The following is a 20576-nucleotide window of genomic DNA, read 5'->3' as shown; positions in this document are numbered from 1 at the left end:
TCAATCTGCCTTGTGGGCAGCGTGTATCCGGGAAAAACAGCTCGGCGGTCAGACGAACTTGCTCAAACGTGTTGCCTGTACTCCCGATCGGGGAGACGTCTGCATCATGCAAGGGCAAATCGGAGGCGTCAACGGTTTTGTAGTGAATATTTTTGTTCACTACATATTGTCGGACAAAGTGGTTTTGGAATTAGAAAGTCAGCGTGGCTAGCGCTTAAAGGGGCGTGCCGTCGTTGAAGTCGCCAAGATCGCAGCCTTCGGCAGCTCCTACGGTGCCGGGGTAGGGGCTGCCGAAGGCTGCGATCTTGTAAAGCGGTAAACGGTGCAGGGATAACCGTCGATCGGCAGCTGATGCACGGTGAATGCTCCGCCCGTGAGATCGGGCATCACCCTGGCCCAGAACAGCCGCGCAGGCTGGTTGGCATCGATGTGGAAAATCTGCCATTGACCGGGGAAGCGGCTCAAGAGGGCAGAGACGACAAACTTCGCGACACCTTGGCCACGAAAGCGTCGACTGACAAAAAAGTAGCCGATGTTGTACTCGGCGCCGACGATATGGGTTTCGTTATCCACGGTCACGAACCCCGCCAGCTCGCCGTCGACCTTGATCAGAAACGGCCGGGTAGCCGGGTTGCGCCAGTAGTCCAGTTTGGGCTGGATGTTGAAGAAGCCATGCTCCCCAAGCTTCAGCGGCAGCCATTCGCTGAAATCGTACATGTAGAACTGCATCAGGTTTTCGATGGTTTCCAGTTCGTCGCGCTGGGCGGCGTGCAGTTCTATCGAGGGCTGACTCCTGATTGTCGTCATGGTCGTGCCTTCCGTCTCTTAACTGACATTGAAGAACACTAGACTATTTCGATTCGCAGACCTCAAACCTTGCCCGCCGGTTTCGCCGCGCGCTTGGCGCCGGTCGAAGGCTTGCGTTTGGCGGGTTTGCGTTTGTTTTTCCATGGCGTAGCGCCACACCCAGCCGGGCTTGCCGGCCCGCTGATGGTCAGGTTCAGGCCGGCGCAGCGCGCCACTTGCTTGCTCATCCACGCGGCCTGTTTGGTGACGAATTCTTCCAGGCTCATTTCACCGCTCTGCACCATGTCCAGCGCCTGTTCCCAGATCGCCGTGGTGCCGGGATCGGCAATCGCGCGCGGCACCGCATCGATCAGGCTGAAAGCCGCCGGCGTCGCGGCCAGGGCCTTGCCGTTCTTGATCAGATAACCGCGATCCAGCAGGCCCTGGATGATCGAGGCGCGTGTAGCTTCGGTGCCGATGCCGGTGGTGTCCTTGAGCTTTTGCTTGAGCAGCGGATCTTCCACCAGTTTGGCAACGTTCTTCATTGCCTTGATCAGATCGCCTTCGGTGAATGGCTTGGGCGGCTGGGTCCAGAGGTCCTTTAGCTTCACGTCGGCCACCGCGCAGTCACGCCCTTCGGCCAGTGTCGGCAGTGTTTGCGGTGCCGGTGCTTCGCGGCCCTTGGCGGGCGCGAGGGCTTCGGGCAGGGCGCGTTTCCAGCCGGGCTCGACAATCTGCTTGCCCACGGCGCGCAAGGCTTCACCGGCACAGTCGAAGTCGGCCTGGGTCCGGTCGTATTCATGATTGGGCAGGAATTGCGCCAGGTAACGCGCACGAATCAGGGTGTAGACCGCCCGTTGCTTGCCCACCAGTCGGTCGAGATTCTTCGCCGCGGCGGTCGGAATGATGCCGTGGTGCGCGCTGACCTTGGCATCGTTCCAGGCCCGCGAGCGGCGTTGCGGCTCCAGATAATCGTGCAAGGCGTTCAGGGCCGGGTCGGCTTGCCTGAGCGCGGCAAGAATGCCCGGCGCTTCGCTGTGTTGACTCAGGGGCAGGTAGCCGCAGTCGCTGCGCGGGTAGGTGATGACTTTATGGGTTTCATACAGGGCCTGGGCGATATCGAGGGTTTCCTGAGCGCCGAGCCCGAGTTTTTTCGAGCAGACTTCCTGCAAGGTGCCGAGGTCGAACGGCAGCGGCGCGACTTCACGCATGCGCTCGGTACGTAGCTTGATCACCCGAGCGCTCGCCGCGTTGCCAATGGCCGCCGCCACCTGCTGGGCCAGCGCCTGGTTCAGGCAGCGATCCTGATCGTCACAAGCATCGGACGCCGCACGCCACTGGGCCATGAATGCCGTGCCATCGTGCAGAAGTTGCACATCGATAGCCCAGTAGGCCACCGGGACGAAATCGGCAATGCTGCGGTCGCGATCCACCACCAGCCGCAAAGTCGGCGTCTGCACCCGACCGACCGGCAACACGCCCTGATAGCCGGACTGACGCCCCAGCAGGGTGAACAGCCGACTCATGTTCATCCCGATCAACCAGTCGGCCCGGGAGCGCCCCAGCGCCGAATGATAGAGGCTGAACGTCTCGGCCCCCGGCTTGAGCGCCGCCAGCGCCTTGCGGATCGAGGCATCGTCCAGCGCCGACAACCACAGCCGCTGGATCGGCCCGCGATAACGGCAATGCTCCACCAGTTCCCGGGCGATCATCTCGCCCTCACGGTCGGCGTCGGTGGCAATCACCAGTTCACTCGCTTCGCCGAGCAGGCGCTTGACCGCCTTGTACTGACTGGCCGTGCGCGGCTTGACGGTCATTTTCCATTTTTCGGGAATGATCGGCAGATCCGCCAGCACCCAACGCTTGTAACGCGCGTCGTAGGCATCCGGCGGCGCGGTTTCCAGCAGGTGGCCGATGCACCAGGTCACTGTGACGTCCGTTCCCAGCCAGCAGCCGTCGCCCCGACGCCTGGCGCCGAGCACGGCCGCGATATCTTTGGCCTGGGAAGGTTTTTCACAGAGGTACAGCCGCATAACCACCATCGTCGATCAGTGTTCGAGAGGTGCACAGAATGGCGGGTGATGAGCGATGGAGCAATCTTTATCTGTATGGATGTACAGCTTGAGCTGTTGCGGTTGATGACAGCGGTCAATCCAGCGACTGAAGCACGCTCCGTTCGGCTGCGAAGTACTCGTGATAGCGGAACATGGGGTATACCTGTTGGGGCGCGGAAACCGCACAACAGCAACAGAGGAACCTACTTCATGAAAGTCCCAGGTGCCGGTAGTCCCATCTCCATCGTCCCCCAACCCGGCTGCGTGGTGGTGAAGTTCCATGGCATTCAAGTGGCGTCGTCCACTCGGGCGCTGGTCATGCATGAGACCAATTATCCTCCGGTGTACTACATCCCGCGGGAGGACATCGCCGATCAGTATTTTGCCCGCACCGACCACACCAGCTATTGCCCGTACAAGGGCGATGCCAGCTATTACAGCCTGCAAATCCCCGGGCATGAAAGTGCCAACGCGGTATGGAGTTATGAGCACCCCAAGGTGTCGGTTGCGCAGATTGGCGGGTATGTGGCGTTCTATCCTGACGAAGTGACGTTTGAGGTGCTCAAGACCTGATGTGCAAAAAGCAGTTTGTGGCGAGGGGGCTTACTCCCTAGCCACAAACTGATCTCCTATTAGCTCTCAGTTTTTATCGAGATCCACGTTCTTCGTCTCCCGCAAACACATCATCCCCACCACCAGGCTCACCGCGGTAATCACCACCGGGTACCACAGCCCGTAGAAAATATCCCCGGTGTACACCACCAGGGCAAACGACACCGTCGGCAGAAAGCCACCGAACCAGCCGTTACCGATGTGATAGGGCAGGGACATCGAGGTATAGCGAATACGGGTTGGGAACAGTTCAACCATCAGCGCCGCCAGCGGGCCGTAGCACATGGCGGAGATGATGATCAGCGCGACGATCAACGCCACGATCATCGGTTTATTGATCAGCTGGATGTCGGCTTTTGACGGATACCCAGCCAGGGTCACTGCGCCACGCAGGGCCGCTTCGTCAAAGCCGTCGAGCTTCACGTCACCGACGCTCACCTGCACACCGCTGCCGGTCGGGGCCGCTTCGCTGTTGTACGGCAGGCCCTGTTTGACCAGGAAGGTTTTGACCTTGTCGCACGGGCTATCAAATTTCGCCTTGCCCACCGGGTCGAACTGGAAGGTGCAGGTGGCCGGGTCGGCCAGCACGGTGATCGGTGCCTGACGGCTGGCCTGGTCGATGGCCGGGTTGGCGTAGTGGGCGATGGACTTGAAGATCGGAAAGTACAGTGCAGTCGCCAGCAGCAGGCCGATCATCAGCACCGGTTTGCGTCCGACCTTGTCCGACAGCCAGCCAAAAAAGATGAAGAACGGCGCGCCAATGATCACGCTGACAATCAGCAGGCTGTTGGCCAGGGCCGGGTCCATTTTCAGGAACTGCGTGAGGAAGAACAGCACGTAGAACTGCGCGGCATAGAAGGTCACCGCTTGCCCGGCGTTGATGCTGAACAGGGCGATCAACACTACTTTAAGGTTTTCCCATTTGCCGAAGGAATCGCGCAGCGGCGACTTGCAGAGTTTGCCTTCCTCTTTCATTTTCACGAACGCAGGCGACTCGTGCAGGCTCAGGCGAATCCAGGTGGAAATGCCCAGCAGCACGATCGAAAACAGAAACGGAATACGCCAGCCCCAGACTTCGAACTGGTCGCCGGTGAAGTAACGGCAGCCCAGCACCACCAGCAGCGACAGCAGCAAGCCGAGGGTGGCGGTGGATTGAATCCAGCTGGTGTGGAAGCCGCGCTTGCCGATCGGTGCGTGTTCGGCGACGTAAGTGGCAGCGCCGCCGTACTCACCGCCCAGCGCCAGGCCCTGGAGCATGCGCAGCACCACGAGGATTATCGGCGCGGCGATACCGATGCTCGCGTAGGTCGGCAGCAAGCCGACGCAGAAGGTCGCCAGGCCCATGAGGACGATGGTCGCGAGGAACGTGTATTTACGCCCGATCATGTCCCCCAAGCGTCCGAACACCAACGCACCGAACGGGCGCACGATGAAGCCGGCGGCGAAGGCCATCAGCGCGAAGATGAACGCCGTGGTGTCGTTGACCCCGGCAAAGAACTGTTTGCTGATGACCGCCGCGAGGGCGCCGTAGAGGAAAAAGTCGTACCACTCGAACACCGTCCCCAGGGACGAGGCGAAGATGACTTTCTGGGTTTCCTGACTGGTGCCCGCGCTGCGGACGGCTTCCAGGGGCTGAACATGTTCTGACATATCGGTATCCCTCACAGTGATTGTTTTTGTTGTTCCACTGTCGGCGCCAGCCTTGTGGGCGGGTGCCGCTACTGTCAATTCGACGCTACCTGCATCGATTTCTTTTCCGTAACACGCTCACTACTGTAGGAGCTGGCGAAGGCTGCGATCTTTTGATCTTTCAGCGCTTTAAAGGGCGCCAAAAGATCGCAGCCTTCGGCAGCTCCTACAGGGATTGCGTGTTGCTTCAGGCCGGTGTGACCTGTTGTTTTTCGGGGGGCACGCTCCTTGTGTTGGGGTTGAGGATCAGCTGCGCCGCTTTCTCGGCGATCATTAATGTCGGCGAGCAGGTGTTGCCCGAGGTGATACGCGGCATGATCGAAGCGTCGGCGATGCGCAGGCCGGGGATGCCATGCACGCGCAGTTCAGCGTCGACTACTGCGTCCGCGTCGTTGCCCATCCGGCAGGTGCCCACCGGGTGGAAAATGGTGGTGCCGATCCGGGCGGCGGCTTCGTGCAATTGCTGTTCGCTCTGCAAGCTGTCGCCGGGCAGGTATTCCACCGGTTTGAACGCTTGCAGGGCGGGGGCGGAAACGATGCGGCGAGTCAGGCGGATCGCGTCGGCTGCCACACGCAAGTCTTCCGGGTGGCTCAGGTAATTGGGCTGAATCAGTGGCGCTTCCCGCGGGTCGGCGGAGCGAATGTCTATGCGCCCACGGCTTTGCGGGCGTAGATCGCAGACCGACGCGGTGAAGGCGGGGAAGGCGTGCAGCGGTTCGCCAAAGCGCTCCAGCGACAGGGGTTGCACGTGGTATTCGAGGTTCGCCGAGGTCTGCTCGGGTCCCGAACGGGCGAAGGCGCCGAGTTGGCTTGGGGCCATGGACAATGGGCCGCTGCGGTCATACAGATAACGCAGGCCCATGCCCATCTTGCCCCACAGCGTGCCGGCGATCTGGTTCAGGGTGCGGGCGTTTTCCAGTTTGTAGATCAGCCGCAGTTGCAGGTGGTCCTGCAGGTTGCCGCCCACGCCGGGCAGTTCATGGGCAACGCCGATACCGAGTTGTTGCAGCAGCGGGCGAGGGCCGATGCCGGAACGCTGGAGGATGCCCGGTGAACCGACGGAGCCGGCACACAGGATGATTTCCTTGCGCGCCTTGAAGGTTTTCGCCTTATCTTGCCAACGGGCGCTGATCGCCGAGGCACGGCCGTTTTCCAACAGCACGCGGTCGACTTCAACATCAGTCAGCACCGTGAGGTTGGTGCGGTGGCGGACCGGTTTGAGAAACGCCTTGGCCGCGTTCCAGCGCACCCCGGCTTTCTGGTTGACCTGGAAATAGCCGCAGCCTTCGTTGTCGCCCTGGTTGAAGTCATCGATGCTGGCAATGCCGCTTTGTTCGGCAGCAGTGCGGAAGGCATCGAGAATCGGCCACGACAGACGTTGCCGCTCGATCCGCCATTCGCCAGCGGCGCCGTGAAACTCCGAATCGCCGGCAAAATGGTTTTCGCTCTGTTTAAACAGTGGCAGCACGTCTTGCCAGCCCCAGCCGGAATTACCCTCGGCCGCCCAGCTATCGTAGTCACCAGCCTGGCCGCGCATGTAGATCATGCCGTTGATCGAGGAACAGCCGCCGAGCACCTTGCCGCGCGGGTAGCTCAGGGCGCGGCCTTGCAGGCCCGGTTGCGACTCGGTCTTGAAACACCAGTCGGTGCGCGGGTTGCCGATGCAGAACAGGTAACCCACGGGGATATGAATCCACGGATAGTTGTCGCGGCCGCCGGCTTCGAGCAGCAACACGCGGTGCTGCGGGTTGGCCGACAATCGATTGGCCAGCAAACACCCGGCCGGCCCGGCGCCGACCACGATGTAGTCGTATTCATCAAGGGAAGTCTGCATCCCTGACCTCGTATTGTTGTTCTTGTTGTCGGTCATCCTAGTTGTTAGCTTTCGTTAAAAGAATGTTAGTTTTTGCGCAGCTGCTGTGCGTTTTTAAACAGCGTTATTAACGGCATAACGTCAAGGATGGTTCATGTTCGACTGGAATGACCTGCGGTTTTTTCTCGAATTGCAGCGCAGCGGCCGCTTGCTGACCGCCGCCCGCCGCTTGAACACCACCCACGCCACCGTGGCCCGGCACATCGAGGCCATCGAAAAAAGCCTCGGCACCGCGCTGTTCGTCCAGCATGCCCAAGGCTACGAATTGACCCCGGCCGGCGAAGCGCTGCTCAAGCACGCCGAGGCCATGGAAAACGTCGCGTTGCTGGCTCAGGAAGAAATCACCCAATCCACCGCGCCGCTGGGCAAGATCCGCGTCGGGGTGACGGAGGGGCTGGGCATCATGTTCCTCGCCAGCCGCATGAACGGCTTGTTCGAACGCTATCCTGGGCTGGAAGTGGAACTGGTGGCGGTGCCGCGCTTCGTCAGCATCCTCAACCGTGAAGCGGAGATCAGCATTCACCTCGAACGCCCGGCCGCCGACATGCTGGTCACCCGCAAACTCACCGACTATCGACTGGCGCTCTACGCCAGCCAGGCCTATCTGGACCGCTCGCCACCCCTGCGCAGCCGTGAAGACCTCGGCCGCCATGCGTGGATCGGTTACGTCGACGACTTGCTGTTCAGCCAGGAACTGATGTTCCTCAACAGCTTCTGCCGCAACCCCCAGGTGGTGTTTCACAGCACCAGCGTCATCGCTCAACAACAGGCCGCGCGCTCGGGCCTCGGCATCGCGGTGCTGCCGTGCTACATGGCCAGCGCCGATCCTGAACTGGTGCCGTTGCTACCGGACGAAAGCATCCAGCGCAGTTATTGGATCAGTACCCGGCGCGAGCTGCACAAGTCGGTGCGGCTGCGGGTGTTGTGGGATTACGTGGTGGAGTTGTGTGAGCGTGAGCAGGCTCTGCTGCGAGGCTCCATTCCTTTGTAGGAGCGAGCGGTGCGGCGATCCGACTTGCCTGCGAAGGCGTCAGGTCTGGCACACCGCGTTATCGTTCTTCGCGGGCTAGCCTCGCTCGGGTAATGGAATCTTGAGTCAGTGAGAAACCTGTGGCGAGGGAGCTTGCTCCCGCTTGAGTGCGTAGCACTCACAAAAATCGGCGATTGTTCAGATTTTGGGGCCGCTACGTAGCCCAGCGGGAGCAAGCTCCCTCGCCACAGAGTGTTCAATGGTGCTGGTCAACAGGAATCGACAGCGTCGCCCGCAACCCACCTTCCGGTGGGTTGACCAGGGTAATCCGCCCACCCAGCTGCGTCGCGATGGTGTTGACGATGGCCAGCCCCAGGCCCGCGCCGCCGGTGTTTCCACGGCTGTAAAAGCGTTCGAACAATCGTGCGCGATCCGCTTCGTCGATGCCCGGTCCCTGGTCCTGGACGCTCAAATTGTAGAACCCGTCGTCCTGACTCAGTTGCACGGTGATGACGCCATTCTCCGGCGAAAAATTCGCCGCGTTGGTGACCAGGTTGTTCAGGGCGATGTCGATGGTGCCGGCGTCGGCGAGGACTTTGAAAGGCCGGTCCTCGGCGTCGAAAGCCAATTCCAGGTTCCTGCTCAGCAGCCAGGGTGTGAGCTGGGCCAGGCTGGCGCGCACGGTTTCACTCAGGTCGATGCTGTGCAGCACCGGCGTCACGGCCTTGGGTTCGAGACGGGCCATGGTCAGCAATTGATTGACCAGACGGCTGGCGCGGTCGACCCCGGCAATCAGAAACGCCAGGGACTCACGACGCTCCTGTTCCGTGCCGGCTTCCAGCAGGTTTTGCGCATGCACCCGCAACACGGCCAGTGGCGTGCGTAATTCGTGGGCGGCGTCGGCGATGAAGCGTCGCTCACGACCCAGCACCTCTTGAATTTGCGCGAGCATCCGATTGAGCGCCGCTTGCATCGGTTCCAGTTCGCTGGGCAACGGGGTCAGTTGCAACGGCTCCAGAGAACCGCTGTGCCGTGCCCGCAACGTTGCCGCCATATCGGCCAGGGGTTTGAGCCCCCAGCCAATGGCCAGCCAGACCATGGCCGCCAGCATCAGGCTGCCCAGCACATTGGGCCACAGGGTGTGACGCACGATCCGGTCGACCAGGTCTGCACGCACGTCGTCCCGTTCACCGACCCAGATGCGCAGGTCATTCTGTTTGTCTTCGAGCACGAACACCCGCCAATGACGGCTGCTCAAATCCACCACATCGCTGAAACCATGTGTCGTCGGCGGCACGGTGAAGGAGGGGGCGCTGGCGGTGTGCACCAGCACTTCGCCTTTGCTATTCCACACCTGAAAGGCAATTTTGCCTTCATAGGGGTGACCATCAACGCCCGGCACCGCTTCACTCAAGGCCTTGTTGAACGCTTGATACAGTTCGGCGTGTTCATGGCTGGCCAGCGGCATGCGCATCACACCCTGCAGCAGCCGGGCGTTCTGCGCCAGTTGGGCGTCGTAGACTTCGGCGATTTCGTGATTGCTGTCGTGCAGGTTGAACACGCTGAGGATTGCCAACCCCGTCAGCATCAGGCCGATGATCAGCGTCAGGGTACGCCGCCGGATTGAAGTCATCGACGCTCCTCCACCAGATAACCCACTCCACGAATGGTGCGGATCAGGTCGGTGGAGAACTTCTTGCGCAAGTGATGGATGTGCACTTCCAGGGTGTTGCTTTCGGCTTCTTCGTTCCAGCCGTAAAGCAGTTGCATCAGGTGATCGCGGGTCATGACCCGGCCCGGAGGCGAGAGCAATTCATGGAGCAGTTGATATTCCTTGGGCGTCAGCGCCACCGGCTCACCCAGATAACTGACTTGCTGGGTGCCGGGGTTCAGACTGATGCCGGCGTGTTCGATCAGCACTTGGGCGCGACCGGCACTGCGGCGCAACAAAGCCCGCAGGCGAGCCTTGAGTTCGGCCAGGTCGAAGGGCTTGATCAGGTAATCGTCGGCGCCGGCATCCAGCCCGGCGATGCGGTCTTCGGTGGCGTCCCGGGCGGTGAGGATCAGCACCGGCAGGTTCGAGCCGCTGGCACGCAAGCGGCGCAACACTTCCAGACCGTCCATGCGCGGCAGGCCGAGGTCGAGCACCGCCACATCGAAGGTTTCGCTGAGCAGTGAATGCAAGGCGTTGCTGCCGTCCTGCAGCCAGTCGACGGTGTAACCCTCACGGCCCAGGGCCTGATGAATGCCCTCGCCAAGGGCCACGTCATCCTCGATCAGTAATAAGCGCACACGGGACTCCTGTCAGTCGAGTTTCTTGTTCACGTCACCCAGTAATGCTTCGATCTCTTTGCGACGCCCGGCGTCGGCGCTTTCCCGGCCAGGACGGGGCGCGGCGTGCAGGGCTTTTTGCAGTGCATCCCGAGCTTCACCATAGCGCTTTTGACGGTAAAGGTGATCACCCCGGGGGGAGTATCGAAGGCGATTCTTAACGAAGTCTGAAGGTTATCTTCAGATTGTCTTAAGACTGGACAGGCAGGGTGGCGCCGGTCGGTTCGACGAAACCGGATCCAGGCTGCACGAAATGAGTCGGCAGCCGCCACCGATCTTCAAGAGGCTCTGTATGACCCGAGATTCAGCAGTACACCGGTATGGAAAACTCTCGATCACCTTGCACTGGCTGATGCTGGCGCTGTTCGTCGGCGTTTATGGCTGCATCGAGATCAAAGGACTACTGCCCCGTGGAAATGATTTGAGGGGCCTTTTCCTGGGGCTTCACGGCTTATTCGGATTGAGCATTTTTGCGTTGGTCTGGATCCGCCTGCTCGGGCGCCTCACGCCCCGGCCACCGATTACCCCGGCCCTGTCAACCTGGCAGACCGGCGTCTCGCACCTCATGCACCTGGCGCTGTATGTGCTGATGATTGCAACACCGCTATTGGCCTGGTTGATGCTGGCCGCCGGTGGCAAGCCAATGCCGTATTTCGATTTCTTCCTGCCGGCGCCCGTGGCGGTTGATCCCGTGCTGGCCAAGCAATTCAAACATTGGCATGAGTGGCTCGGCAGTGCCGGCTACTGGCTGATCGGTTTGCACGCGGCGGCGGGGTTGGTCCATCACTACTGGGTTCGCGACAACACGCTCACGCGTATGCTGCCCAAGGGCTTTGGTGCGGGTGTCAACGAGCGTCAGCGATAAGTTTCCCTGGGCGTTCGGGTTGCCTCGAACACTGCGTTATCGTTCATCGCGAGCCTGCTCGCGATGAAGCCATCACCGTTACCTCAAACCTTGCCCGCTTGCTCTTCCAGCTGATCCGACTCAAACAACTTCGCCAGTTCCGCTCGCGCTTCCTGTGCGGTTTGCATCACCTTGGCCGCATCGTCATACACCGCGTGCTGAGCCTCCAGCACCTGTTCGTCGTGATGAGTAAAGCGTTTGATCCGTGCATCCGCCTGGGCTTGGGTCAGCCCCAGTCCTACCAAGGTGCGCCGGGTCATTTCCAGGCTGGAGTAATAGGTTTCCCGCACTGCCTGCGCCCCGACATCCACCAAGCGGTGCACATGCTGACGGTTACGGGCGCGGGCGATGATCTTGATGTGCGGATAAAGCTTGTGCACCACCTCGGCCGTCTTGATGTTGGTGTCCGGATCATCGGTGGCGATCACAAAGAACTCCGCTTGCTCGACCTTGGCCGCGCTGAGGATTTCCGGGCGCATCGGGTCGCCGTAGAACACTGGCACACCGCCGAAGCTGCGGGACAGTTCGATGGTTTCCACCGAGGTGTCGAGGGCGATGAACTTGATGTTCTGCGCCCGTAGAATCCGTGCCACGATCTGACCCATACGACCCATGCCCGCGATGACCACGCGGGGCGTGTCGGCGTCGATTTCACGGAACTTCTGCGGTACCTCCACCGGTTGCACCTTGGGTTTGACCAGCCGTGCGCAGGCCAGCAGCAACAGCGGCGTCAGCGCCATCGACAGGGTGATGGTCAGCACCAGCAAGTCGTACAGGCGCGGTTCGAACAAGCCCTGGTCCCGACCGATCTTGAACACCACGAAGGCAAACTCACCACCGGCCGCCAGCACGATCCCCAAACGAATCGCATTGACCTTGCCCAACCCCCCGGCCAGTCGACCGACGACAAACAGCAGCGGCAGCTTGATGGCGATCAGCAGCACGGTCAGCCCCAGCACCACGACCGGCGCACTGAGCAGCAGACTCAAATTGGCGCCCATGCCGACGCTGATGAAAAACAACCCCAGCAGCAGACCCTTGAACGGTTCGATCTGCGCTTCCAGTTCGTGACGGTATTCGGAGTCCGCCAGCAGCAAACCGGCGAGGAACGCGCCGAGTGCCATGGACACGCCGACCAGGTCCATCAGCCACGCCGTGCCGATCACCACCAGCAAGGCGGTGGCAGTGGACACCTCCGGCAGACCGGTCTTGGCCACTACGCGAAACACCGGGCGCAACAGATAACGCCCGCCGATCACCACCACCGCGATGCTGCCCAGCACCCGCAAGCCATGGTTCAAATCTTCGGCCGCGCTGCTGGTGTGATCACCGCCGGCCAACAACGGCACCATCGCGATCAACGGGATCGCGGCGATGTCCTGGAACAGCAAAATCGCGAATGCCAACCGCCCATGGGGGCTGGTCAGCTCCTTGCGCTCGGCCAGGCTTTGCAAGCCAAACGCGGTCGACGACAACGCCAGGCCCAGGCCCAACACAATGGCGCTGTTCAGGGACTGGCCGAACACGAACAACGCCAGCACGCCAATCACCGAACCGGTCAACAGTACCTGCGCCAGGCCCACGCCGAACACCGATTTGCGCATCACCCACAAACGTCGCGGCGATAGCTCAAGGCCGATGATGAACAGCAACAACACCACCCCGAGTTCGGAGATGTGGCTGACGCTTTGTGGATTACCGATCAAGCCCAGCACCGACGGCCCGATGATTACCCCGGCAAACAGATAGCCGAGCACCGCCCCCAGTTGCAGGCGCTTGGCCAAGGGGACGGTGAGCACCGCCGCGAATAAAAAAACAACAGCGGCTTGTAACAGGTTGCCTTCGTGGGGCATGGGAAACTCCAAAAACTCGATACGGCGGGGGCGCACAGGATAAAGGCTGGAGCCGGATGCGTCAGCCATGAACGAAAATGTTTGGGCCTTGCGATGGCAGTTTTGCAGGCACCCAAGATGTCGTTACATTTAGCATCAATTAGTGACATTCATAGGATAAGCTGATCAAACTGTTCGTTCCCGAGTGCGTACCATGGCCATCAACTTCGACCTTAACGATCTGCAAGCCTTTCGCGCTGTGGTGGAGCAGGGCAGCTTTCGCAAGGCCGCGGACACCGTACGCATCTCCCAACCAGCCCTCAGCCGGCGGATCGAAAAGCTCGAAGACGCTCTGGGCGTCAAATTGTTCGAGCGCACGACTCGCCGAGTCAGCCTGACTCAGGCCGGGCGTGGTTTCATGCCCAGCGTCGAGCGCCTGCTGGATGACCTTGACGTGGCGCTACTGGGCATCAGCGAAGTCGCCTCGACCCGGCTCGGGCATGTCACCGTCGCCTGTGTGCCGTCGGCGGCGTACTACTTCATGCCGCGCGTGATCGCCCACTACCATCGGCAATTTCCGCGGATCAAGGTCAAGGTGCTCGATTCCAGCGCTCACGAGGTATTGAGTGCCGTGGTCAACGGTGAAGCGGACTTTGGCCTGAGCTTCATGGGCACCCTGGAGGCCGAAGTCGATTTCGAGCCGCTGGTGCAGGAAGGTTATGTGGTGGCGTGCAGACGAGATCACCCCTTTGCGGGACGCAGCAGCGTGACGTGGGATGAGTTTTATCAGCAGGATTACATCTCGCTGGACAAGACTTCGGGCAATCGCTTTTTGCTGGATCAAGCGCTGACTGGCGTGGTGCCGCAGCGGCCGAGCATCTGCGAAACCCGCCATGTGACAACCATGATCGGTCTGGTGGAGGCCGGGTTGGGTGTGGCTGCCGTGCCGTTAATGGCGATGCCGGCGGCGGATCATCCGATCCTGACGCGGGTACCGTTGACCGATCCGCAGGTAATGCGCAGTGTTGGTTTGATCAAGCGCCGGGGTCGTACGTTAACCCCGGCGGCATTGGCGTTGGAGCGCCTGGTGGTGGAAATGAAAATCCAGCAACCTTCGGTCAGTGGCTGACTGAGTCCAGCCCCGTAGCTTTTACGTCCGGCTGGGCTGCGGTGGAGGCCAGGTACTCAAGCAGCGCCTTGGCCTCGGCCGGGTGTTGCGCATCGACCGGAATACCGGCGGCGAAACGGGTGACCGATTGCACCGATTCCGGAATTTTCGCCACAAAACTCACCCCAGGCACTGGTAGCAATTCGCTGACCTGCTGGAAGCCCAGTTGATAATCGCCGGTGGCAACCACCGAGCCCACCGGGATTTTCGGGATCATCTTCGATTTGGGTTTGAGCTGGTTTTCGATGCCCAGACGCTTGAACAGTTGATCCTCGATATACACGCCGCTGGCACTGTCGGAGTAGGCGACTGACTTGGCGTCGAGCAAGGCTTTTTTCAGGCCTTCCACCGAGCTGATGTCCGGCTTCGGCGCACCTTCACGCACCACCATGCCGATCCGCGAATCCGCCAGTTCGACCCGTGAAGCGGGATCGACTTTGCCTTGCTTGATCAGGTCGTCGAGGGCATAGCCGACCATGATGACCACGTCGGCTTTCTCACCGCGGGCCAGACGATTGGGAATCGCTTCCGGGGCTTTTCCCATGGATGGACCGAGGGCGGTGTCCAGGGTGTTGCCGCTAGACTCGGCGAATTTCGGACCGAGGATTTTGTAGGCCGCAGTGAAACCACCGGAGGTCATTACACGGATTTCTTCAGCCTGGGCGATCGAACTCAGACCGAGACTGGCCACCAGGGCCAGGGCGGTGAAGTTGAAAAACCTTTTCATCAAATAGCTCTCGCAGTTAGAGGTTGGGTGGTTCACGACACGGCCGGTTGCAGACGGCCAGAGGCACGGCGATAGAGAAACAGCGTCGCGCACAGGGCACAGAACGCGGCGAAACTCATCCAGTAACCGGGTGCGGCCTTATCGCCGGTGTACTGGATCAGGAAGGTCGATATGGCCGGTGTGAAACCGCCGAACACCGCCGTCGCCAAGCTATAAGCCAAAGAGAAACCTGCGACCCGAACCTCGACCGGCATGATTTCCGTCAGCGCGGCGATCATCGCGCCGTTGTACAAGCCATAAATGAACGACAGCCACAGCAGCACCAACAGCATGTTGATGAAGCTCGGTGCTTGCACCAGATAAGTCAGCGCCGGGTAGGCCGTGGCCAACGTCAGCAACGCCATGGCGATCAGTACCGGGCGACGACCGATGCGATCCGAAAGCGCACCGCCAATCGGCAACCAGAAAAAATTCGAAACGCCCACCAGCAAGGTCACCAACAGCGCATCGGAGGTATTCAGGTGCAGCACGGTTTTGCCGAAGGTCGGCGCGTACACGGTGATCAGATAGAACGCAGTAGTGGTCAGGGCGACCATCATCATCCCGGCGAACACGATGACCCAGTTCTGTCCCAGGGTGCGGAACACGTCGCCCATGCTTGGCCGATGTTTGCGGGCGGCGAACTCTTCGGTTTCTTCTAGGTTACGGCGCAGGAAGAAGATGAAAGGCACGATCATGCAGCCGACGAAAAACGGAATCCGCCATCCCCAATCGGCAATCATCGTCGGCGCCATCCATTGGTTCAGACCATAGCCCAAAGCCGCCGCGATGATGATCGCCACCTGCTGGCTCGCTGATTGCCAACTGGTGAAGAAACCTTTGTTGCCGGGAGTGGCGATCTCCGCGAGGTACACCGATACACCGCCCAGTTCCGCACCGGCCGAGAAGCCTTGCAACAATCGGCCGATCAGCACGATGGCCGGGGCGAACAGCCCGATGGTTTCGTATCCGGGCACCAGCACAATCAGAATCGTACCGCTGGCCATGATCGACAGGGTGACGATCAGCCCCTTGCGGCGCCCCACATCATCGATGTAAGCGCCCAGTATCACGGCGCCCAACGGACGCATCAGGAAGCCGGCGCCGAACACCGCGAACGTCATCATCAGGGACGCAAACTCGCTGCTGGCAGGGAAAAATACGGCAGCGATCTGCGTGGCATAGAAGCCGAAAAGGAAGAAATCGAATTGCTCGAGGAAGTTGCCCGAGGTCACTCGGAAAATCGCACTGGTCCGGGAGCGACCGGAATGGATTGATGCTGTCATTGACGTGTACTCCACCGCTTTTATGACGTGCACTGCCTGGACGCGGTGCACGGTTCTTATTGGGGTGGATAGTGGAGCAGGGGCATCGATATGTTAATTGCATAGTTGGTATGTATTGATGCATGAAGCGGATCAATACTACCGACCCAGAGACGCGGCGTTTGCCCAAGGCTATTCGCTGTGAACGCGTATCGGGCTGATGTTCCCCAACCGATACTGATTATTCCCACTGCGCTTGGCCTCATACATCGCCAGATCGGCAATGTGAATCAACCGGTCCATGCTCGGCGCATGGTCCGGGAACACCGCCACGCCGAGACTGCTGCCGATGTGGCGCTGGTCGTTGCCGATGGTCACTGGCGGTGCGAGTTCGATGAAGATTTTCTGGCAGATGCTGCGGGCTTCGTCTTGCAGGCTGTTGCCTTGGGGAAGGCCCTGGAGGATGACCACGAATTCGTCGCCGCCGATTCGGGCGACGGTGTCGGTTGAGCGCAGGATTCTCTTCAGGCGTGTCGCGGTGGTGATCAGCACGCGGTCGCCGGCCGCATGGCCATAGTGGTCGTTGATCGCCTTGAACCCATTGAGGTCGACAAACACCAGTGCCACCCGCGTGGTGCTGAGGCGGGCCTGTTCCAGGGCATCGGACAGGCGTTCTTCGAGCACCAGGCGATTGGGCAGGCCGGTCAACGGGTCGTAATGGGCCAGGTGTTGCAGGTAACTGGCGGAGGCTTTTTCTTCGGTGATGTCGCGTACCACACCCATCATCTTGATCGTTGCGTCATGCTCATTCTTGACCACATTGCCGGTTTCCCGCAGCCAGCGGATGCTGCCATCCGGCCAGACCACGCGGTATTCCTCGTCGTGGTTTTCGCCGGTTTCAAGGCAACGCAGTTCACCGGTGCGGACCTTGACCCGGTCGTCCGGGTGTACGCAGGAACAGAACAGTGCGTAGGAGGGCGTCACCTCGCCGATCTTGAACCCGAACATGCCGTAGATCGCATCTGACCAATAGAGCTTGTCGGTATCGACCTCCCAGTCCCAGGTGCCGATGCGGGCGAAGTATTGGCTGCGTTTGAAGCGTTCGGCGTCGCCTTCCTGGTGGATGTTTTGTCCCTCGGTGAGGCTGTCGATCAGCGCACGGCACTCGGTCAACTGCTTTTGCAGCGAACGATCGCGCCAGATCAGCGCGACGATCAGGGCAAGGGTAAGTGAGCCGATGGTGACGTCGGTCCAGAGCTGACTCATTGAGGAATTGCGCTCATGGCGTATCGAACCGTGGGGGAGATGGCGGGTATATTAAGGCGCTGTACGAAAAACTGCCTGCGTGTCGATCATGCTGCGTTAAAAACAGGCTCGGAATGCTCATTTACAACCCGTAAACTCCGTTTCTTCGCCTGTTTTTGCCTGATCGACACTCGGCGACTTTTCGTACAGACCCTGGCAAGCAGGAGGTGGGTCAGCGCGCCACTGACGGTTGGGTCGTGACCGAGACGGTGAAGGTCACGACAAACAGCACGACGAGTACCCAGAACATCACCATGACTGTCAGCATGACGACCTTCAGGCTTTGATAAAGCCAGCGCAACCAATGGCCTTCGGGTTTTGCTTCTGAGCGGGTTTTGAGTACGCCTTTCAGATAGAAGCCGAGGAGGGCCAGCAGTGCGCCATCAATCAACAGCGCAGGCAGGCCGGCTTCGGGGAAAATGCTTCCCCACCGATAGAATGACGACCGGCTCAGGAACACCACATAACAAATGAGGCTGCCGTAGGGGATGGCTCTCCACCATTTACCGGCCAGCGCTCCGACCATCAGGCACATAATCACCATGAACGGGTTGAGGAGAATATTGATCATCCACTCCAGTACGTTGGGGAAGTAGCCCGGGGAATGGATGCTGCGCCAGATGTGTTCAAACATTGTTCAGGCTCCTGCCTTCTATGGAGTAAGTGCTGCTTCGGTGCTTCCGTGCCGCTGCACGGTATCGGCGTATTGTCGGGTTACATAAGTCCTGTTGTGTAAATTTGGGTCTGTACGAAAAGTCGCCGAGTGGCGATCAGGCAGTTTTCGTATAGTGCCCAGTTCACGACCACTGCCGGATGCAGAGCGAAATGGTTGCCAATGGCCTGCATTTCTGGAAAGCGGTGAATTGCTGGAAGTGCTGACGCGGGATGATTGATGGGCGTGTGGCAATAGACCGTCCAACATTTTGGGGGCAGATCAGATTGGTGTACGCCTTCAATTCCACGGGTGTATCCGGTTGGCGTAGCTGCCGAAGGCTGCGATCTTTTGATCTTTGGCGGCAGTTGAATCATTAAAGATCAAGAGATCGCAGCCTTCGGCAGCTCCTACATTGGGATCGGCGCAGTTTCATGATCGTTCCCACCGCCCCAATTGCAGGCGCTTAGCCAAGGGGACGGTCAGCACCGCCGCGAACAAAAAGACGACAGCGGCTTGTAAAAGGTTGCCTTCGTGGGGCACGGGAAACTCCAAAAACTCGATACGGCGGGGGCGCACAGGATAAAGGCTGCGACGAGACGCGTCAGCCATGAACGTACGACGTTGTTGGCTGACACACCGTTATCGCGAGCAGGCTCGCGATGGCGATCTCACTATTACGCCATTGCCACTTCAAACCGTCTGAAACAATCAGCCACGGCGGGCTGATTGATATTGTCCACCGTTCGAGTAAAACGCATAGGGTGTTTGAGTGACTGGATGTCAGGAGCGACTCGTTGGAAAAGAAACCCCTCTACCGCAAGATCAACACTCGTACCTGGGGTGTTCGGCTGAATGATTACTCGGGTGAGTACAGGCATCAGCGCCATACCAAAGCCGAAACCCACAGTGAGTCGTCACGCGGTTCGATGCATGGCACTCGTCGGCATGGATTCGATTACACACCATTGTTCCGGTTCCTGCTGTCCCGCGTCGGCCGGCAATGGGATGAGGTTTTTAGCGAAGCGGTGGCTCGCCTGGATCGACCTGAGCCGGTGTTCTGGATGGTTGCCCTGCATGAAAAGGACAGGCAGGAGCAGGTGCGACTGGGGGAGTCGAGCTATTTCAGCGGTTTGTATGTCGATGATCAGGGCTGTCTGCAGATCGTCAATCCTGAACTGACGGCTGAGTACATGACCCCTTTCTGCCCTTGTTGCACCCACACCTTTAACGGCATTCCTTTTGGCCAACCCAAGGAGTGAACGGATTAATCGACCCGGCTTGCCAATAGCCCGCATTTCTGGGAAAACGGCGCCCATCAAGCCCGCTCGGGCAAGCGCACAGATAGAGTGAATGTAATGAATGATGAGTTGCAGGTAATCGACCTTGAAGTGGGCGACGGCAAAGCTGCCGTCAAAGGCGCGCTGATCACCACCCAATATCGCGGTTGGCTGGAAGACGGCACTGAATTCGATTCTTCCTACAGCCGGGGCAAACCGTTTCAGTGCGTGATTGGCACGGGGCGGGTGATCAAGGGCTGGGACCAGGGAATCATGGGCATGCAGGTCGGCGGTAAGCGCAAGCTGCTGGTGCCGGCGCACCTGGCCTACGGCGAGCGCTCGATGGGGGCGATTACGCCGAATTCGAATCTGATTTTCGAGATTGAATTGCTGGAAGTGCTGACGCGGGATGATTGATGGGCGTGTGAGTTGAAATGATCAACCCCGCTGTCTCTGAGAGGAGAGAGCGGGGTTTTTGCTATCTGTGGCGAGGGGGCTTGCCCCCGTTGGGTTGCGCAGCGACCCTGAAACCTGCACATGCGGCGTGTCAGGGAATCTCCACTCGCCAGTTTTGCGGCTGCTGCGCACCCGAGCGGGAGCAAGCTCCCTCGCCACAATTCAGTGTTCGGTTCGCGGAAAAAATGTTCTTTTGCCTAAACGGCGAATCAGGTGAATGCCTCAATATCATCAAGGGTGTCCGCCACAATCCCTTCCAGGGAGGGAAATTTTTCCTTCACCTTCTCAAGGGCCGGGATGACAGCACCCACGTCCAGATCAACATGTCTGCGGGCTATGTGACCGAGCGCGGTGATGGCAGATGCTGCAACTGATTCGGACTCACTCTCGAGGTACTTCAGACAGGTGTTCCGAGCCCAGGTCTTGTCTTGTTCATTCAGGCCAATAGAAATCAATGCAGCAACAACGCTGGTTTCTACGTTGCTAGCTAGAAGTCTCGTCGCTTCCTCGTGGCTCATTGTTGGATCTTGGTAGCGGAGGCTCACTTTTTAACTCCCTGAATGTTGCCTTTATGATCGGTTTTTCCTGCCTTGATCAGAGCAGGTATGTCTGTTTTTCGAGCCATGAGCGTCC

At 59.7% G+C, this 20576-nt stretch carries 18 protein-coding genes; 6 read left to right on the top strand and 12 right to left on the bottom strand.

Features of this window, described 5'->3' with window-relative positions:
- Positions 1 to 267: 267 nt before the first annotated feature.
- Both ACCC96_RS17740 and ACCC96_RS17735 read right to left on the bottom strand, forming a co-directional pair.
- Positions 268 to 807 carry a GNAT family N-acetyltransferase gene (locus ACCC96_RS17740; RefSeq protein ID WP_413696449.1) on the bottom strand — a complete coding sequence of 180 codons (540 nt, stop codon included), beginning with the start codon at positions 805 to 807 and terminating at the stop codon, positions 268 to 270.
- A gap of 62 nt (positions 808 to 869) precedes the next feature.
- The gene (locus ACCC96_RS17735) at positions 870 to 2819 is read right to left on the bottom strand and encodes a DNA topoisomerase III (protein WP_413696448.1); all 1950 of its coding nucleotides are present in this window, start codon (positions 2817 to 2819) and stop codon (positions 870 to 872) included.
- A gap of 231 nt (positions 2820 to 3050) precedes the next feature.
- Here ACCC96_RS17735 and ACCC96_RS17730 point away from each other — a divergent pair, with 231 nt between their 5' ends.
- Positions 3051 to 3413, top strand: a complete 363-nt coding sequence (locus tag ACCC96_RS17730; protein WP_413696447.1) for a DUF427 domain-containing protein — start codon at positions 3051 to 3053, stop codon at positions 3411 to 3413.
- 66 nt (positions 3414 to 3479) lie between these two features.
- Here the strand turns inward: ACCC96_RS17730 and ACCC96_RS17725 are convergent, their stop codons facing one another.
- Complete coding sequence (locus tag ACCC96_RS17725; RefSeq protein ID WP_258612254.1) at positions 3480 to 5102, bottom strand: MFS transporter; 1623 nt, start codon at positions 5100 to 5102, stop codon at positions 3480 to 3482.
- A 226-nt stretch (positions 5103 to 5328) separates the two neighbouring features.
- Positions 5329 to 6975 (bottom strand): GMC family oxidoreductase, encoded by a 1647-nt coding sequence (locus ACCC96_RS17720; RefSeq protein WP_413696446.1) that lies wholly within the window; start codon positions 6973 to 6975, stop codon positions 5329 to 5331.
- Between the two features lie 133 nt (positions 6976 to 7108).
- On the opposite strand from ACCC96_RS17720, the gene ACCC96_RS17715 reads away from it, so the two are divergent.
- Positions 7109 to 8005: a LysR family transcriptional regulator gene (locus ACCC96_RS17715; protein ID WP_018929748.1), complete on the top strand. Its 897-nt coding sequence runs from the start codon at positions 7109 to 7111 to the stop codon at positions 8003 to 8005.
- A gap of 235 nt (positions 8006 to 8240) precedes the next feature.
- Here ACCC96_RS17715 and ACCC96_RS17710 read toward each other — a convergent pair whose 3' ends face one another.
- Both ACCC96_RS17710 and ACCC96_RS17705 read right to left on the bottom strand, forming a co-directional pair.
- The gene (locus ACCC96_RS17710) at positions 8241 to 9617 is read right to left on the bottom strand and encodes an ATP-binding protein (protein ID WP_413696445.1); all 1377 of its coding nucleotides are present in this window, start codon (positions 9615 to 9617) and stop codon (positions 8241 to 8243) included.
- A complete protein-coding gene (locus ACCC96_RS17705) occupies positions 9614 to 10276 on the bottom strand; it encodes a response regulator (protein ID WP_413696444.1) in 663 nt (220 codons plus the stop codon). The genes ACCC96_RS17710 and ACCC96_RS17705 overlap by 4 nt, the downstream gene beginning before the upstream one ends.
- Before the next feature lie 331 nt (positions 10277 to 10607).
- Between ACCC96_RS17705 and ACCC96_RS17700 the strand changes: the two genes are divergently transcribed.
- Positions 10608 to 11180: a cytochrome b gene (locus ACCC96_RS17700; RefSeq protein ID WP_413696443.1), complete on the top strand. Its 573-nt coding sequence runs from the start codon at positions 10608 to 10610 to the stop codon at positions 11178 to 11180.
- Between the two features lie 83 nt (positions 11181 to 11263).
- On the opposite strand, the gene ACCC96_RS17695 is transcribed toward ACCC96_RS17700, so the two are convergent.
- Positions 11264 to 13072: a monovalent cation:proton antiporter-2 (CPA2) family protein gene (locus ACCC96_RS17695; protein ID WP_019648866.1), complete on the bottom strand. Its 1809-nt coding sequence runs from the start codon at positions 13070 to 13072 to the stop codon at positions 11264 to 11266.
- A gap of 193 nt (positions 13073 to 13265) precedes the next feature.
- Between ACCC96_RS17695 and ACCC96_RS17690 the strand changes: the two genes are divergently transcribed.
- Positions 13266 to 14180, top strand: coding sequence for a LysR family transcriptional regulator (locus ACCC96_RS17690; RefSeq protein ID WP_413696442.1), 915 nt, complete (start codon positions 13266 to 13268; stop codon positions 14178 to 14180).
- Here the strand turns inward: ACCC96_RS17690 and ACCC96_RS17685 are convergent.
- The 4 genes from ACCC96_RS17685 to ACCC96_RS17670 all read right to left on the bottom strand — a co-directional run bounded on the left by ACCC96_RS17685 (position 14170) and on the right by ACCC96_RS17670 (position 18189).
- Complete coding sequence (locus ACCC96_RS17685; RefSeq protein ID WP_413696441.1) at positions 14170 to 14946, bottom strand: substrate-binding domain-containing protein; 777 nt, start codon at positions 14944 to 14946, stop codon at positions 14170 to 14172. The genes ACCC96_RS17690 and ACCC96_RS17685 overlap by 11 nt on opposite strands.
- Before the next feature lie 32 nt (positions 14947 to 14978).
- Entirely contained in the window at positions 14979 to 16271 is a 1293-nt protein-coding gene (locus tag ACCC96_RS17680; RefSeq protein WP_413696440.1) for an MFS transporter, read from the bottom strand.
- 171 nt (positions 16272 to 16442) lie between these two features.
- Positions 16443 to 17516, bottom strand: coding sequence for a diguanylate cyclase domain-containing protein (locus ACCC96_RS17675; protein WP_413696439.1), 1074 nt, complete (start codon positions 17514 to 17516; stop codon positions 16443 to 16445).
- Between the two features lie 211 nt (positions 17517 to 17727).
- Positions 17728 to 18189, bottom strand: a complete 462-nt coding sequence (locus ACCC96_RS17670; protein WP_413696438.1) for a hypothetical protein — start codon at positions 18187 to 18189, stop codon at positions 17728 to 17730.
- Positions 18190 to 19004: 815 nt separating this feature from the next.
- Here ACCC96_RS17670 and ACCC96_RS17665 point away from each other — a divergent pair.
- Both ACCC96_RS17665 and ACCC96_RS17660 read left to right on the top strand, forming a co-directional pair.
- A complete protein-coding gene (locus ACCC96_RS17665; RefSeq protein ID WP_019648870.1) occupies positions 19005 to 19469 on the top strand; it encodes a hypothetical protein in 465 nt (154 codons plus the stop codon).
- A 96-nt stretch (positions 19470 to 19565) separates the two neighbouring features.
- Positions 19566 to 19904, top strand: a complete 339-nt coding sequence (locus ACCC96_RS17660; protein ID WP_018929733.1) for an FKBP-type peptidyl-prolyl cis-trans isomerase — start codon at positions 19566 to 19568, stop codon at positions 19902 to 19904.
- Positions 19905 to 20152: 248 nt separating this feature from the next.
- Here ACCC96_RS17660 and ACCC96_RS17655 read toward each other — a convergent pair whose 3' ends face one another.
- Entirely contained in the window at positions 20153 to 20488 is a 336-nt protein-coding gene (locus ACCC96_RS17655) for a hypothetical protein (protein WP_413696437.1), read from the bottom strand.
- Positions 20489 to 20576 lie beyond the last annotated feature (88 nt).

This window comes from Pseudomonas sp. Pseusp11 (assembly GCF_047304405.1).
In the GTDB taxonomy this organism is placed as follows: domain Bacteria; phylum Pseudomonadota; class Gammaproteobacteria; order Pseudomonadales; family Pseudomonadaceae; genus Aquipseudomonas.
This window is presented reverse-complemented; position numbering and strand designations above follow the sequence as displayed.

What these genes read in the sequence shown, in the direction of transcription:
- ACCC96_RS17740 (WP_413696449.1), bottom strand. Translation starts at nt 807, where the DNA reads ATGACGACAATCAGGAGTCAGCCCTCGATAGAACTGCACGCCGCCCAG.
- ACCC96_RS17735 (WP_413696448.1), bottom strand. Translation starts at nt 2,819, where the DNA reads ATGCGGCTGTACCTCTGTGAAAAACCTTCCCAGGCCAAAGATATCGCG.
- ACCC96_RS17730 (WP_413696447.1), top strand. Translation starts at nt 3,051, where the DNA reads ATGAAAGTCCCAGGTGCCGGTAGTCCCATCTCCATCGTCCCCCAACCC.
- ACCC96_RS17725 (WP_258612254.1), bottom strand. Translation starts at nt 5,102, where the DNA reads ATGTCAGAACATGTTCAGCCCCTGGAAGCCGTCCGCAGCGCGGGCACC.
- ACCC96_RS17720 (WP_413696446.1), bottom strand. Translation starts at nt 6,975, where the DNA reads ATGCAGACTTCCCTTGATGAATACGACTACATCGTGGTCGGCGCCGGG.
- ACCC96_RS17715 (WP_018929748.1), top strand. Translation starts at nt 7,109, where the DNA reads ATGTTCGACTGGAATGACCTGCGGTTTTTTCTCGAATTGCAGCGCAGC.
- ACCC96_RS17710 (WP_413696445.1), bottom strand. Translation starts at nt 9,617, where the DNA reads ATGACTTCAATCCGGCGGCGTACCCTGACGCTGATCATCGGCCTGATG.
- ACCC96_RS17700 (WP_413696443.1), top strand. Translation starts at nt 10,608, where the DNA reads ATGACCCGAGATTCAGCAGTACACCGGTATGGAAAACTCTCGATCACC.
- ACCC96_RS17695 (WP_019648866.1), bottom strand. Translation starts at nt 13,072, where the DNA reads ATGCCCCACGAAGGCAACCTGTTACAAGCCGCTGTTGTTTTTTTATTC.
- ACCC96_RS17690 (WP_413696442.1), top strand. Translation starts at nt 13,266, where the DNA reads ATGGCCATCAACTTCGACCTTAACGATCTGCAAGCCTTTCGCGCTGTG.
- ACCC96_RS17685 (WP_413696441.1), bottom strand. Translation starts at nt 14,946, where the DNA reads ATGAAAAGGTTTTTCAACTTCACCGCCCTGGCCCTGGTGGCCAGTCTC.
- ACCC96_RS17680 (WP_413696440.1), bottom strand. Translation starts at nt 16,271, where the DNA reads ATGACAGCATCAATCCATTCCGGTCGCTCCCGGACCAGTGCGATTTTC.
- ACCC96_RS17675 (WP_413696439.1), bottom strand. Translation starts at nt 17,516, where the DNA reads ATGAGTCAGCTCTGGACCGACGTCACCATCGGCTCACTTACCCTTGCC.
- ACCC96_RS17670 (WP_413696438.1), bottom strand. Translation starts at nt 18,189, where the DNA reads ATGTTTGAACACATCTGGCGCAGCATCCATTCCCCGGGCTACTTCCCC.
- ACCC96_RS17660 (WP_018929733.1), top strand. Translation starts at nt 19,566, where the DNA reads ATGAATGATGAGTTGCAGGTAATCGACCTTGAAGTGGGCGACGGCAAA.